This window comes from Azospirillum thiophilum (genome assembly GCF_001305595.1).
Classification (GTDB): Bacteria; Pseudomonadota; Alphaproteobacteria; order Azospirillales; family Azospirillaceae; genus Azospirillum; species Azospirillum thiophilum.
Map to the genome: position 1 here is coordinate 2,795,020 of NZ_CP012401.1, position 13,714 is coordinate 2,808,733.

11 protein-coding genes are annotated in these 13,714 nt (G+C 70.1%); 5 read left to right on the forward strand and 6 right to left on the reverse strand.

All coding sequences use genetic code 11. The features are described 5' to 3' along the window. Positions 1–108 precede the first annotated feature (108 nt). Positions 109–1,041 (reverse strand): protease modulator HflC, encoded by a 933-nt coding sequence (gene hflC / locus AL072_RS12945; protein WP_045582211.1) that lies wholly within the window; start codon positions 1,039–1,041, stop codon positions 109–111. 13 nt (positions 1,042–1,054) lie between these two features. Beyond that, the gene (gene hflK, locus AL072_RS12950; protein WP_045582210.1) at positions 1,055–2,308 is read right to left on the reverse strand and encodes an FtsH protease activity modulator HflK; all 1,254 of its coding nucleotides are present in this window, start codon (positions 2,306–2,308) and stop codon (positions 1,055–1,057) included. Between the two features lie 172 nt (positions 2,309–2,480). On the opposite strand from hflK, the gene apbC reads away from it, so the two are divergent. Further along, positions 2,481–3,629: an iron-sulfur cluster carrier protein ApbC gene (apbC, locus tag AL072_RS12955; protein WP_045582209.1), complete on the forward strand. Its 1,149-nt coding sequence runs from the start codon at positions 2,481–2,483 to the stop codon at positions 3,627–3,629. A gap of 135 nt (positions 3,630–3,764) precedes the next feature. Here the strand turns inward: apbC and AL072_RS12960 are convergent, their stop codons facing one another. Both AL072_RS12960 and AL072_RS12965 read right to left on the reverse strand, forming a co-directional pair. After that, the gene (locus AL072_RS12960; RefSeq protein ID WP_045582208.1) at positions 3,765–5,015 is read right to left on the reverse strand and encodes an Hsp70 family protein; all 1,251 of its coding nucleotides are present in this window, start codon (positions 5,013–5,015) and stop codon (positions 3,765–3,767) included. A 106-nt stretch (positions 5,016–5,121) separates the two neighbouring features. Next, positions 5,122–6,111: an SDR family oxidoreductase gene (locus AL072_RS12965; RefSeq protein ID WP_045582207.1), complete on the reverse strand. Its 990-nt coding sequence runs from the start codon at positions 6,109–6,111 to the stop codon at positions 5,122–5,124. Between the two features lie 187 nt (positions 6,112–6,298). Here AL072_RS12965 and AL072_RS12970 point away from each other — a divergent pair, with 187 nt between their 5' ends. From AL072_RS12970 to AL072_RS12980, 3 genes are read left to right on the forward strand one after another with little or no spacing between them, the layout of a single operon-like run. After that, the gene (locus AL072_RS12970; protein WP_082108943.1) at positions 6,299–6,541 is read left to right on the forward strand and encodes a sulfurtransferase TusA family protein; all 243 of its coding nucleotides are present in this window, start codon (positions 6,299–6,301) and stop codon (positions 6,539–6,541) included. 48 nt (positions 6,542–6,589) lie between these two features. Beyond that, positions 6,590–7,825 (forward strand): DUF2478 domain-containing protein, encoded by a 1,236-nt coding sequence (locus tag AL072_RS12975; RefSeq protein ID WP_045582693.1) that lies wholly within the window; start codon positions 6,590–6,592, stop codon positions 7,823–7,825. A 40-nt stretch (positions 7,826–7,865) separates the two neighbouring features. Further along, positions 7,866–8,198 carry a DUF1244 domain-containing protein gene (locus tag AL072_RS12980; RefSeq protein WP_045582206.1) on the forward strand — a complete coding sequence of 111 codons (333 nt, stop codon included), beginning with the start codon at positions 7,866–7,868 and terminating at the stop codon, positions 8,196–8,198. Positions 8,199–8,250: 52 nt separating this feature from the next. On the opposite strand, the gene AL072_RS12985 is transcribed toward AL072_RS12980, so the two are convergent. Then, positions 8,251–8,889, reverse strand: a complete 639-nt coding sequence (locus AL072_RS12985) for a glutathione S-transferase family protein (RefSeq protein WP_045582205.1) — start codon at positions 8,887–8,889, stop codon at positions 8,251–8,253. A gap of 93 nt (positions 8,890–8,982) precedes the next feature. Beyond that, positions 8,983–9,768 (reverse strand): ABC transporter substrate-binding protein, encoded by a 786-nt coding sequence (locus AL072_RS12990; protein WP_045582692.1) that lies wholly within the window; start codon positions 9,766–9,768, stop codon positions 8,983–8,985. Between the two features lie 217 nt (positions 9,769–9,985). Between AL072_RS12990 and AL072_RS12995 the strand changes: the two genes are divergently transcribed. Next, the gene (locus AL072_RS12995; protein WP_245636682.1) at positions 9,986–13,591 is read left to right on the forward strand and encodes a response regulator; all 3,606 of its coding nucleotides are present in this window, start codon (positions 9,986–9,988) and stop codon (positions 13,589–13,591) included. The last annotated feature ends 123 nt before the right edge of the window (positions 13,592–13,714 follow it).

Consider the following 13,714-nt stretch of genomic DNA (forward strand, 5'->3'; position numbering starts at 1 on the left):
TTCGCCGAACTCCGGTTTCCGCAGTCACGATCCGTTGGCATTCAAATAGAACGGCCGGATCGAGAGGAAAACCGACCCGGCCGTTCATGCTCCTGCCGTCTCCGGCCCTTACTGCGCCGGGGCGGCTGCCGGCGGCATCGGCGCTGCCGGCGGCTGGGCCGCCGCCTGCGGATCCGACTGGACACCGGCCCCGCTGAAGTAGCGGAAGAACTCGCTGGTCGGCGACAGCACCATGGTGGTGTCGTTGCCGTTCAGCGACTTTCGGTAGGCCTCCAACGACCGGTAGAAGCCGTAGAAGGCGGGGTCCTGCGAGGTCGCCTCGGCGATCAGCTTGATCGCGGTGTTGTCGCCTTCGCCGCGCAGGATCTGCGCGTCGCGCTGGGCCTCGGCGATGATGACCGTGCGTTCGCGTTCGGCGCGCGACTTGATCTGCTGCGACTGTTCCTGACCCTGGGCGCGGGCCTCGGACGCCTCGCGTTCGCGCTCCGACCGCATGCGGGCGAAGATCGACTGGCTGGTCTCCTCCGGCAGGTCGGCGCGGCGGATGCGGACGTCGACGATCTCGATGCCGAAGCGCTTGGCCTCGTCGTTCACCTGCCCCTTGATGTCGGTCATGATGCGGGCGCGTTCGTCCGACAGGACGGCCAGCACCGTGACGTTGCCGAGCACGCGGCGGAGCGCGGAGTTGACGATGGAGTTCAGTCGCGTCTCGGCCACCGCCTCGCTCCCGGCGGTCTGGTAGAAGCGCAGCGGGTCGTGGATGCGGTAACGGGCGAAGGCGTCGACGTCCAGGCGTTTCTGGTCGGCCAGGATGACCTGCTCGACCGGCGGATCGAGGTCGAGCACGCGGCGGTCGAGGATCCGGACCTCCTGGATGAAGGGGATCTTGGCCTTGAGGCCGGGGTCCTGGATGACCCGGCGCGGTTCGCCGAACTGGAGGACCAGGGCCTGCTGGGCCTCGTTGACGGTGAAGAGGGCGGAGGACGCGATGACGCCCAGGGCCACGATGGCGACGCCGGCGGCGGCGAGGGTGCGGTTCATGATGCGATCCTCCTCACTGGCCGGACAGGGACGGGTTTTGCGGCAGGGCCGACAGCGGCTGCGTCTGCGTGCCCGGCCGCGCCCCTCCCTGGTTGCCACCCGGGTTGGCCGGCGGGGCCTGGCGCGGCGCCTGCTGCGGAGCCGGGGCGGCGTTCGGGGCCAGCTGGTTCAGCGGCAGGTACGGCACGACGTTCTGCGCCGCCCCGTCCACGATGATCTTGTTCCGGCCGCGGAAGATCTCCTCCATCGTCTCCAGGTACATGCGCTTGGCGGTGACGTCCTTGGACAGGGCATAGGCCTCGTACACCTTGCGGAAACGCTCGGCATCGCCCTGCGCCAGGCTGACCACCTGCTCGCGGTAGGCCGAAGCCTCCTGCACCAGCCGCTCCGCCTCGCCGCGTGCCCGCGGGATGATGTCGTTGCGGTAGGCTTCCGCCTCGTTGCGGGCGCGCTCGCGGTCGGCGCGGGCACGCTGCACGTCGTTGAAGGCGTCGATGACCGGCTGCGGCGGGTCGGCCTTCTGCAGCTGGACCTGGGTGATCTCGATGCCCGCCTGATACTCGTCCAGCATGGTCTGGAGCAGCTGGCGGGTCGAGGTCTCGATCTGCTGGCGGGCCTCGGTCAGGGCCGGCTGCAGGTCGGTGCGGCCGATGACCTCGCGCATCGCGCTTTCGGCCGCCTTCTTCACCGTCACTTCCGGCTCGCGGATCTTGAACAGGAAGTTCCCGGCGTCCTTGATGACCCAGAACACCGTGAAGTCGATGTCGACGATGTTCTCGTCGCCGGTCAGCATCAGCGATTCGTCGGGCACGTCGCGGTCGTTGCGGCCGCCGCCCACCGACGAGCGGTAGCCGACCTCGATCCGGTTCACCCGGGTGACCTTGGGCAGCAGCACCGTTTCGATCGGCGACGGCAGGCGGTAACGCAGGCCGGGCTGTTCGGTGCGCGTCCATTCGCCAAAGCGCATGACCACGCCCTGCTCGTCCGCCTCGACGCGGTAGATGCCGCTGGCGAGCCAGATCAGGCCGAGCACGCCCACGACCAGCGCCGCGCCCCGCCCGCTGCCGAAGCCGCCTGGCATGGCGCGCCGCAGCCGGTCCTGGCTGCGCCGCAGGAGATCCTCAAGGTCGGGAGGCTGCGGGCCGCCGCCACCGCCGCCATTTCCCCCGCCCTGGGGACGCCCCCACGGGTTGCCCGGGCCGTTGTTGCCCGGCGGAGGCCCCCAGGGGCCGCCACCGCCACCCCCGCCTTGATTGTTCCACGGCATCCGACTCCGTCCCCTTTCTGCGATTCGTCCCATCATATGGAAGCGCAAGGGCTTAGCCCAGCGCATCCCTTTACCGATCTCATCCGTCGGTCCTATAGTCCCCCATACCCTCCGGTAAGGATTCCACCAACGGATATCCGCCAATATCGGGAATACAGCGGAGTTTTCAACCATGGCGCAGATTGGCGAAGCTCAAGTCATGCAGGCGCTGAAGACCGTCGTCGACCCGGACCGGGGCGGCGACATCGTCAGCTTGGGCATGTTGTCGGGCCTCGTGGTGCGCGACGGGCATGTCGCCTTTTCCATCGAAGTCGATCCGAAACGCGGCGCCCAGGCCGAACCGCTGCGCCATGCCGCCGAAAAAGCGGTCGACGCCCTGCCGGGCGTGCTGTCGGTCACCGCGGTGCTGACCGCCCACCGCGCCGCCCCGCAGGCCGCGGCACAGCAGGGCCACGGGCATTCGCATGGGCACTCCCACGGCCATTCGCATGGAGCGCCGAAGGAAGACCCGCAGAAGCCGCTGGTTCCCGGCGTCAAGGCGATCGTCGCGGTCGCGTCCGGCAAGGGCGGCGTCGGCAAATCGACCACGTCGGCCAACCTCGCATTGGCCCTGGCCGCGAACGGACTGAGGGTCGGGCTGCTCGACGCCGACATCTACGGCCCCTCGATGCCGCGCATGATGGGCATCTCCGGCCGGCCGAACAGCCCCGACGGCAAGCGCCTGGAGCCGATGGAGAATTACGGCATCAAGGTGATGTCGATGGGCTTCCTGGTCGCCGAGGACACGCCGATGATCTGGCGCGGGCCGATGGTGATGAGCGCGCTCCAGCAGATGCTGCGCGACGTCAACTGGGGCACGCTCGACGTGCTGGTGGTCGACATGCCGCCGGGCACCGGCGACGCCCAGCTGACAATGGCGCAGCAGGTGCCGCTGGCCGGCGCGGTGATCGTCTCCACCCCGCAGGACATCGCGCTGCTGGACGCCCGCAAGGGGCTGAACATGTTCCGCCGCGTCGATGTCCCGGTGCTGGGCATCATCGAGAACATGAGCTATTTCTGCTGCCCGAACTGCGGCCACCGCACCGAAATCTTCAGCCACGGCGGCGCCCGCAAGGAGGCCGACGATCTCGGCATGGAGTTCCTGGGCGAGATCCCGCTGCACCTGTCGATCCGCGAGACCTCCGATCAGGGCCAGCCCATCGTGGTGTCCCAGCCAGAGTCGGAATACGCCCAGTCCTACCGCCGCATCGCCACCCGCCTGTGGGAGAAGATCGGCGGCGGCCCGACCGGCCGCGCCGCGCCGCGCATCGTGGTGGAGTGAGGAGGGTTAAACCCCCACCTATCCTCCCCCGCTGGGCGGGGGAGGGACTGCCGTAGCCTTCTTGAACACGTACTTTGTCCCCTCCCCCGCCCAGCGGGGGAGGGTCAGGGAGGGGGCAGCGGTGCGACCGCCTCCTCACCCGTAGCGCCGCTGTGCCTCCACCGTCAGGCCGAGGCCGACGGAACCGAAGATGTTGCCTTCCACCACGCGGGCGTCCGGCGCTTCGGCCAGGATGGCGGCGCGGACCTGGGGCAGCAGGGTCGAGCCGCCGGTCAGGAACACCGCGTCGATGCGGTCGGCCGTCACCCCGGCATCGGCCAGGCAGTCGCGGATGCGGACGCCGATGCGGGCGGCCAGCGAACCGGTGGCACGGTTCAGCGCCGCGCGGTCGACCGGCAGCGCCAGTTTGCCGTCGCCCCAGTCCAGCGCCAATTCCGCCGCCTCGCGGTCGGACAGCGCGATCTTGGTGCGCTCCACCGCCATGGCCAGCGCATGGCCCTGCCGGTGCTCGACCACGCCGATCAATCGCTCGATCTTGTCCGGCTCGGCCGAATCGCGCTGAAGGCGCTCCAGCTCGGCCATCGCCTTGGCGGTATAGAGGAAATTGATCTTCGCCCAGGTCGCCAGATCGAAATAGATGCTCCTGGGCGCCAGCAGCCCGGCGCGCTTCATCGCGCTGCCCAGCCCCAGCTCCGGCATGGCGGTGGCGAGGCTGAGGTCACGGTCGAAGTCGGTGCCGCCGACGCGGATGCCGTCGTTCGCCAGGATGTCGCCGGCCCGGTCGGCCCGGCCGCGCCGCTCCGGCCCGATCCGCACCACCGAGAAGTCCGAGGTGCCGCCGCCGATGTCGGCGATCAGCGCCAATTCCTCGGCATTCACCTGCTGCTCGTAGTCGAGCGCCGCGGCGATCGGCTCGAACTGGAAGGAGACGTTGCGGAAGCCGGCGGTGCGGGCGATCAGGCCCAGCGCCTCTTCCGCCGCCGCGTCGCCGGCCGGGTCGCCGTCGACGAAATGGACCGGACGGCCGACCACCACGTCGCCCAGTTCGCTCCGAAGGGACTGCTCGGCCCGCGCCTTCACCAGTTCGAGGAAGGTGCCGATGACGGCGCGGAAGCTGATGCGGCCCTTGCGCAGCGCGGTGTCGGCATCGATCAGGTCGGTGCCGAGCATCGACTTGATCGAGCGCATCAGCCGGCCCTCGACCCCCGACACATAGCCGTCGATGGCGGCCTGCCCGATGGTCGTCCGGTCATGCTCGAAGTCGAAGAACACCGCCGTCGGCAGGGTCGTGCGCGCGTCGTCCAGCGCCAGCAGCCGGAAGCCGCCGGAATCCTGGACGCCCAGCGTCGTGTTCGATGTGCCGAAATCGAGCCCGCAAGCCGTCATGTCCCGCCTCCTGCCCGGATGGCCGGCGCGACCACACGCCGCACCGGAAAAGGGGCGAGCGTATAACGGCTCCGGACCGGCGGATCAAGCCGCTTCCCCTCGCCGCTCAGCGGGCATGACGAATCCGGGCGCCGCCCAGCGGCCGGCTGGCGAGAAGGACCGGCAGCACGAACAGGGTCAGGTTGGTCCAGGAGAAGGGGTTTTCCGGCTTCGGTTCGATCCAGCCGCCGCTGGCGCCCTGATACTCCGGCATCGCCGTCAGCACCCCACCGGATGTCGCGGGAGCCGAGCGGTTCTGGAACATGTCCCGCTCGATGGTACGGGCCAGCGCCCGTTCGGTCAGCTGCGGCGCCACGGTGTTGCCCACCGCCGCGAGGCGGCCCTCGGCGCCGACGAACAGGTCGCGCCGGGGATCGCGGGCCAGCGACAGGATGGCGGCGGCGACCTCCTCCGGCGGATGGACCGGGTTGAGCGGCTTCACCGCCCGGCCGGTGTAATTGGCGGCATGTTGCCACAGCGGGGTGTCGATGGCGGCGGGCATCACCATGCAGACATGGATGCCGGGCTCGTCCACCAGCTCCTGCCGCAGCGATTCGGAGAAGCCGCGCATCGCGAACTTCGCCGCGGTGTAGGGGGTGGCATAGCGCTGGCCGATGTTTGACACCATCGAGGCGGTGTTGATGACGATCCCCTCGCCGCGGTCGAGGAAATGGGGCAGCACGGCGCGGCAGCCATGGACCATGCCGAAGAAGTCGGTACGCACCACCTGCTCGAACACGTCGTCGGGGATGTCCTCGAACCGGCCGAAGGCGATGACGCCGGCATTGTTCACCCAGATGTCGATGCCGCCGAAGGCCTCGACCGCGCGGTCGGCCAGATGCTGAACGGCGCGCCGGTCGGTGACGTCGGTCGGCACCACCATCGCCCGGCCGCCGGCCTCGACGCACTCCTCCGCCACCTCGTGCAGGGCGGCCATCCGCCGTGCCGCCAGCACCACCGCCGCCCCCTGGCGGGCAAACTCCACAGCGGTCGCCCGCCCGATGCCGCTGGACGCGCCCGTGATGACCACCACCTTGCCGCCGAACCGCTTCGCCATGACTGCCATCCTTTCATCGGAATTCCTGCCGTTGGGGCGTACAACAGGACGGATTCCGGAAGATCGCGGGCGAGCCCACCCAGGCCCAAGCCGAGCCCAAGCCGCAGGTCTGGAGAAGCGGGCGCGAACCCGCTACAGTCATACGTCCAGTGTGGTTTTCATCCTCAACCAGTGTGGAGCGGGCGCGGTGCCGGCGAGAGAGCTTGACGTGAAGGGGCTGCATTGCCCGTTGCCCATCCTGCGCACCCGGGCCCTGCTGGACCGGATGGAGGCGGGGGAGGAGCTGGTGGTCCATGCGACCGATCCGGCCTCTGTCATCGATTTCAGGCATTTCTGCAACACGACCGACAACGCGCTGCTGTCGCACGAGACGCAGCCCGACGATGTCCACAAGACGGTCTTCATCTACCGGATCCGCCGGGGCGGCTGAGGCGCCCGCCTCCCTCTCCCCCCGCCTCCCCGCGAAAGGTCCATGCCGATGCCGTTGCCCCCCGCCTCTCCGCCGCCCCTGCGTCCCGGCGCCGTGATCCATGGTCCGGGCTCGCAGGGGGTCGACACGCTGCTGGACGGCTTCACGGCGGAGCTGAAGCGGCGCGGATTCCGCGTCGGCGGGCTGGTCCAGCGCAACCGCGGGCCAGGCGACGATTGCGCGGAGCTGATGGAGCTGGTCGACGTCGCCACCGGCCGCGCCTATGACATCACCCAGCGGCTGGGGCGGGAATCGCAATCCTGCCGCGTCGACCCGACCGGCGTGGCCGAGGCCAGCCAGGCGATCCGCCAGGCGGTCGCGGCCAAGGTCGATTTGCTGGTCGTCAACAAGTTCGCCGGGCTGGAATCGCAAGGCGACGGCCTGTCGGACGAGATGCTGGCCGCCATCGCCGAGGGCATCCCGGTGCTGACCAGCGTCGGCAGCCGCTATCTCAACGAATGGCAGACGGCCACCGGCGGCTTCTGCGACCTGCTGTCGCCGACCGCGGAGTCGCTGTGGCGCTGGTGGGGACCGCAGCGGCTCTATGACGACCTCGTCCAGGGCGTCGCCGACGCCCGCGTGCGGCGCATCGTCACCGGCGCCCAATGGGTGCTGGTGGAGACCGATGCCGGCCTGGGCGTTGCCGCACGGCAGACGCCGCCCGCAGCAGACGGAGTGGAGGATGCGCAACGCTGGGCCGGACGGTCGTTGCGCGATCTCGCAGCCATGGCGGTGCAGTCGTGGGATGCGCTGGAGATCGCCGTCGGAACGGCGGCACTCAACGCCCACTACAACCGTCCGGACCTGACCGGCGCGCCGGGCAACGGGCTCGACCTGTTCGCCGGGGTGGATGGCCGGGTGGTGGTGATCGGCGGCTTCCCCCAGATCGCCCGGCGGATGCCGCAGGCCCGGGTGATCGACATGAACCCGCAGGAGGGCGAATTTCCGGAAGCGGCCTGCGACTGGCTGCTGCCGGGGGCGGATGCGGTGGCGGTCACGGCGTCCGCCTTTGCCAACCGCACCCTGCCCCGCCTGCTGCGGGTCTCGGCCGGCGCGCGGGTGGCGATGATCGGCCCCGGCACGCCGCTGACCCCACGCCTGTTCGACTATGGCATCGAATCGCTGGCCGGCTTCGTCGCCGTCGACCGCGAGGCGGTTGCGCGCACCATCGCCGGCGGTGGCGGCTCACGCGATTTTCATCCCCATGGCCGGATGGTCACGCTGCACCGGACACCCAATCTCTAGATCGGCACCCGAACAAGAATACCGGAGGAGAAGAGACCCCATGGCCGAACTGGACCGCCAGACCCGCATCGAACTCGAGGCCGCCGCCTTCCGCGGACTGGTCGACCATCTGCGCAAGCGCACGGACGTGCAGAACATCGACCTGATGAACCTCGCCGGCTTCTGCCGCAACTGCCTGTCCAAATGGTACGCGGCCGCCGCCAGGGAGCGCGGCGTCGAGCTGTCCGACGAGGATGCCCGCATCGCCGTCTACGGCATGCCCTATTCCGAATGGAAGCGGACCCATCAGAAGGAGGCCACCCCCGAACAGCAGAAGACGTTCGAGGACACCAAGCCGCTGCACGCCGAGATCAGCGGGCACACCGCGCGGTAGACCGCACCGCCCCTTTCCGCCACTGCCGAAGGCGGCGGAAAGAGGCGAAGCCTCAGGCGCTCACCGAAAAGGGCTGCACCACCGCCTGGAACTCCGGCAGGGCTTCGCAGGAGGCGGCATGGGCGGCGAGAGCGGGCCAGCGCTCGCCGTCGAAGACGCCGGCATGGGCCTCGCCGATGAAGCGCAGGGCGCAGGCGACGGCGATGTCGGCATGGCCGATGCGCGGGCCGAACCACCAGGGGCCGGGCTGCGCGGCGCGGTCGGCCTCCAGCACGTCGAGCACCGCGCCGATCTGGCCGGTGCAGCGCTCCACCCACAGCTCCGACCGTTCCCGGTGCAGAACCCGCTCATAGACCAGGCTGACCGCCTTGTCGGCCAGCCCGGTCGCCAGCGCGCAGAGCTTCAGCGCCCGGCGGCGCTCCGGCCCCTGCCGGGGGATCAGCGCACGGTCCGGTCCGGCGACCTCGTCGAGATGGTCGAGGATGGCCCCGCTTTCGATCAGCGCCTCGTCACCGTCTGTGCCCTCTCCCAACACCAGGGTCGGCACCCGCTTCAGCGGGTTGAAGCGGCCGACCTCGGCCGCGTCGGAGAAGACCGACCAGGGCCGGTGCTCGTAGGCCATGCCATAGAGCCGCAACGCCACGGCGACGCGGCGCACGAAGGGCGAATCATACTGTCCGATCAGGATCATCGACGGTTCCCCCGGAAAATGCCGGACCGAATGCCGGCTGCGCGACCGATCCTACACCGGATTTTTCCCGGAACCGCATTCGTGGCGCGCGCCTCAGTCCCGCGCCACGATGGGGGTCAGCTTGTAGCGGGCGGCGATGCTCTCCAACCGCCCGTCGGCCTTGATCGCGGCGACGAAGGCGTTGACCCGCTCGAGCCAGGCGGCATCGCCGGGCGCCACCGCATAGGCGTAGGGGGTGGGCTGCACCGGGACATCCGGCACGACCAGCCGCGCCCAGGGATGGAAGGCCAGCATGCGCTGCCCGTAGGGATAATCGGTCAGGAAGGCATCGGCGCGGCCGGCCTGCACCTCCTCCTCCCGCTCCTGCGGGCGGGTGACGGCGACGATGCGGGCCGCCTTCATCTCCCTGCGGGCGTAGCCGTCCATGTAGGTGTCCTTCTGCACCGCCACGACGTTGCCGGACCGGTCCAGATCCTCCCAGCGCCTGATCAGATCGTTGGTCTGGGTGGTCACGGCATAGATGCCACTGCGCAGGTAGGGCTGGCTGAAAGCCACGCGCTGCGCCCGCGCCGGAGTCGCGCCGATGGCGAACATGCCGATGTCGCAGCGATCCGCCAGCAGATCGTCGATGAAGCGGGGAAAGCTGCTCTCGACCACCGACAGGCGGACACCGAGATCGTCGGCGAAGGATTGGGCCAGTTCGGCGTCCAGCCCCTCCAGCACGCCGGTGCGCGGGTTCCGGAACGAGATCGCGTAGTAATCAGGCCAGGAGCAGACACGAAGTTGCTTCTGATCCGTAATTTTCTGAAGTCTCCCTTCGTCCGCCAGGGCCGGTCCGGCGGTGCCGACTGCAAGAAGGGACAGAATTGCCAAACCCATCGTCCGGCACACCCGCGTCTCCATGTCACACCTCTCGTTTCGTCACCGGTCTTGTTCTTTGAGCCCGGGCGGCAGGGCAACCACAAGGCCCCGCTATCTTAGCATCGACCGGCGCCGAACGGCAGCCGATGCTTGGCGCCGGCCGGCCGCAACTGCTATTATCGCAAGCGTCGACGCCGACACGGCCGCGGTTTCGCAGCGGACCGGCCCTCCGCCCGTGCCGCCCCGTCCGCCACACCTGACTGTCCGGAACGCCGCCCTGTCCTCGTCTCCAGCAAAAGCGGATCTGAAGGGTCTCTTCCAGCATCGGGGCGGCGTCATCGCCTTCGCCCTCCTTGCCGTCTTCGCCCTGCTGGTCAACCAGGGACTGCAGTTGAGCGCCGCGCGCCAAGGCGCCCTGGACGCCGCCGAAACCAACCTCGCCAGCCTTGCCGCGGCGCTGGAGGTGTCGACCACCCGGACGGTCCAGTCGGTGGATGTGACCCTGCAGGCCATCGCCGACTCGCTGTCCGAGTCCGACTGGACCAGCGACGGCGCGCCGCCCGGCGGGACCGTGCACGGCGCGGCAGCGCCCGCCCCGGCGGTCCTGCTGACCGACCGGCTGCGCCGGTCGCCGCACCTGCGCGGCCTGACCCTGCTGGACCGCACCGGCCGCATCGTCGCCAGCACGGAGGGCACGCATCCCCCCGGCACCCACCTGAGCGAGTTGGACGTCTTCCGTCTCCAGGCCGCTGGCGGCCCGGGCACCGGGCTGGTGATCGGCGACCCCAAGCCCGGGCGCGGCCTGATCGACCGCACCGCCGGGACCGAACGGTCGGGGCGCTGGCTGCTGCCGATGAGCCGCGCGGTACGCGACGCCGACGGCACGCTGCAGGCGGTGGTGGTCGCCACGGTCAACCCCGATTATTTCCAGGGCCTCTACCGCTCGGTCCAGACCGCCGACGCCGCGGAAGGCGGCGGGGAGCGCATCGCGCTCTACCGGTACGACGGCACGCTGATGACCGTCCAACCGCAGGGCGGGGAGGCGATCGGCCGTTCCTTCGCCGCGACGCCACTGTTCCGGTCGCATCTGCCGCTGGCCGAATATGGCGTGTTCCACCATTCCGGCACCGACATCGGCGCCGCCACCGGCACGCGCATCGTCGCCTACCGCACGACACCGGTATGGCCGCTGGTGTTGACGGTCAGCGTCCGGCAGGACGGGGTGCTTGCCGACTGGCGGAGCAATCTGTGGATGACGACGCTGCTGTCGGCGGGAATGATCCTGCTGCTCGGCCTGTTCGGCATCCTGCTGGCGCGCGCGCTGGTGGCACAGCGCCGGCAGGGCAACGCGTTGGAGGAGGCAAACGCCCGCCTGTCGGCCATCGTCGCCACCGCGGCCGAAGGGATCGTGACCGCCCGGCCCGACGGGGTGATCGAGGCCGCCAACCCGGCCGCCCATGCCATGTTCCGCCATCCGCCCGGCGGGCTGGCCGGCCGTTCGGTGGTCGACCTGCTGCCCCCGGCGACGCGGGATGCCGCCGTCCGCGCGCTGGACGACATCGCCCGTGGCCGCCGCCCGAGGGACGTCGCCGTCCGCGGCGAGACCTTGGCGATCCGGCCGCTGCCTGAGGAATGCGGACAGGCGGGGGATGCGGGACAGGAGGAGGAATTCCCCCTCGCCTATTCGATCGCGCTGGTGAAGACGGCGGCCGGTCCGCTCTATGCGGCCATCCTGCGCGACCTGACCGAGTCCAAGCGCGTCGAGCATACGCTGCGCGACGCGAAGGACCGGGCGGAGGACGGGCAGCGGATCAAGATGGAATTCCTCGCGACCATGAGTCACGAGATCCGCACGCCGATGAACGGGGTGATCGGCATGGCCGGGCTTCTGCTCGACACGCCGATGGCGGCGGAACAGCGCGGCTATGCCGAGACCATCCGCGATTCCGCCGAATCCCTGTTGGTCATCATCAACGACATCCTGGACTTTTCGAAGATCGACGCCGGCCGCCTGGATCTGGAGATCGGCGAGTTCGAACTGGTGCCGATGGTCGAGAGCGTGGCCGAGATCCTGGCGCCGCGCGCCGTGGCCAAGGGGCTGGATCTCGCCAGCTTCGTCCCCCCGGCCCTGCGCGGCAGCCTGCTGGGCGATGCCGGCCGGCTGCGCCAGATCCTGCTGAACCTCGCCGGCAACGCCGTGAAGTTCACCGACGCCGGCAGCGTCACCATCCTGCTGGGCGAGGAGGCACCCGATCCCGACCAGCCGCCCGACACCGTCCGCGTCCGCTTCGAGGTGTGCGACACCGGCATCGGCATTCCGGAGGAGGAACGCCCGCGGCTGTTCGCCATGTTCACCCAGATCGATTCCTCGGCCGCCCGCCGCCATGGCGGCACCGGGCTGGGGCTGGCGATCTGCAAGCGGCTGGCGGAGCTGATGGGCGGCCGCATCGGGGTGGAAAGCCAGCCGGGCGCCGGCAGCATCTTCTGGCTGTCGATCCCGCTGCGGCGCGGCACCGGCACCTCCCACCAGCCGGCACCGGTCGGCGACTGGGCCGGGCGGCGCCTGCTGCTGGTCGACGACATCGCCGTCAACCGCGAGCTGCTGACCCGGCAGCTCGACGGCTTCGGCATCGAGACCGCGACCGCCGGGAACGGGGAGCAGGCACTGGAACGGCTGATCGCCGCGGCACGCGCCGGCCGCCCGTTCGACGCGGCGATCCTCGACCACCGCATGCCCGGCCTGACCGGGCCGGAGGTGGCGCGGCGCATCCGCGCCACCCCGGCACTGGCCGGTATCAGGCTGGCGCTGGCCTCCTCCCAACGGCTCGAGGGGCAGGAGCGGGATCCCGCGCCGGTCGACGCCCATCTGGCGAAACCCATCCGTTTCAGCACCCTGTGCCAGTGCCTTGCCCGCCTGCTGGAACCGCAGGGAGCATCCGCGGACGAGAGGGGCCCCCCGGGCCTGCCGGTGTCGGCCCCTGCCGTACCGCACAAGCCGGCCGCCCGCACCGAGCCGGAGACCGGGCCGCGCGCCCGCGTTCTGGTGGCGGAGGACAACCCGGTCAATCAGCAGCTGACCCTGGCCCTGCTGCGCCGGGCGGGACACAGCGCGGATGCGGTGTCGAACGGCGAGGAGGCCGTGGAGGCGGCCATCGCCCGCCCCTATGACCTGATCCTGATGGATGTGCAGATGCCGGTGATGGACGGGCTGGAGGCGACGCGGCGCATCCGGCGGCTGTCCGGCGCGGCGCCCCGCATTCCCATCGTCGCGCTGACGGCCAACGCCATGCAAGGCGACGCCGCCATCTGCCTGGAAGCCGGTATGGACGATTACCTGTCCAAGCCGGTCAACGCCCGCAAGCTGCTGGACGCGATCGCCCGTTTCGTCGTTCCCGCCGGCCCTCCCGCCCGCCCTCCTGCCGAATCCCCCGGCGCCTCCCCCGGCACGGCTTCCGCCGCCCCGGGCCCGGCACCGGCGGCAGAACCGGAGCCGGCGACACTCAACACGGAAAAGATCGAAGAGGTGCGCGACGCGCTGGGCAAGGACGGTTTCGCCCTCTTGCTGGCGACCTTCTTCGGCGACAGCCCGCTGCATCTCGACCGGCTGCGCGCCGCGATCGCGCGCGGCGACTGCGCCGGCATCGAACGCGAAGCCCATGTCCTCAAGGGGTCGGCCGCCAATGTCGGCTTCGACCGTCTGTCCGCCGCCGCCCATCATCTGGTCGCCGCCGCCCGCCGCCAGGACCGCGCCGCCCTGACCGCGGAAGCGGTGGAGCGCGTCGCGGCGGAGCTGACCGCCGCCCGCCACGCGGCTGCCACGCTCGACGCGCCGGCCCGGTGACGTGGGCACGGAGGCCGCAGCCCTTCGACGCCGTGCCGCCGATGATTGTAGCGAGGGCGGTTTTTGTATAAATTGCGGCATATTCAAGACAGGGCCAGCCAGCCCCGATCTGGCAACCTGATC

Bases quoted from the DNA above. Each gene is read 5' to 3' on its own strand.
- AL072_RS12965 (WP_045582207.1), bottom strand. From the start codon at position 6,111: ATGGCGAAGCGGTTCGGCGGCAAGGTGGTGGTCATCACGGGCGCGTCC.
- hflK (WP_045582210.1), bottom strand. From the start codon at position 2,308: ATGCCGTGGAACAATCAAGGCGGGGGTGGCGGTGGCGGCCCCTGGGGG.
- AL072_RS12960 (WP_045582208.1), bottom strand. From the start codon at position 5,015: ATGACGGCTTGCGGGCTCGATTTCGGCACATCGAACACGACGCTGGGC.
- apbC (WP_045582209.1), top strand. From the start codon at position 2,481: ATGGCGCAGATTGGCGAAGCTCAAGTCATGCAGGCGCTGAAGACCGTC.
- AL072_RS12990 (WP_045582692.1), bottom strand. From the start codon at position 9,768: ATGGGTTTGGCAATTCTGTCCCTTCTTGCAGTCGGCACCGCCGGACCG.
- AL072_RS12975 (WP_045582693.1), top strand. From the start codon at position 6,590: ATGCCGTTGCCCCCCGCCTCTCCGCCGCCCCTGCGTCCCGGCGCCGTG.
- AL072_RS12985 (WP_045582205.1), bottom strand. From the start codon at position 8,889: ATGATCCTGATCGGACAGTATGATTCGCCCTTCGTGCGCCGCGTCGCC.
- hflC (WP_045582211.1), bottom strand. From the start codon at position 1,041: ATGAACCGCACCCTCGCCGCCGCCGGCGTCGCCATCGTGGCCCTGGGC.
- AL072_RS12980 (WP_045582206.1), top strand. From the start codon at position 7,866: ATGGCCGAACTGGACCGCCAGACCCGCATCGAACTCGAGGCCGCCGCC.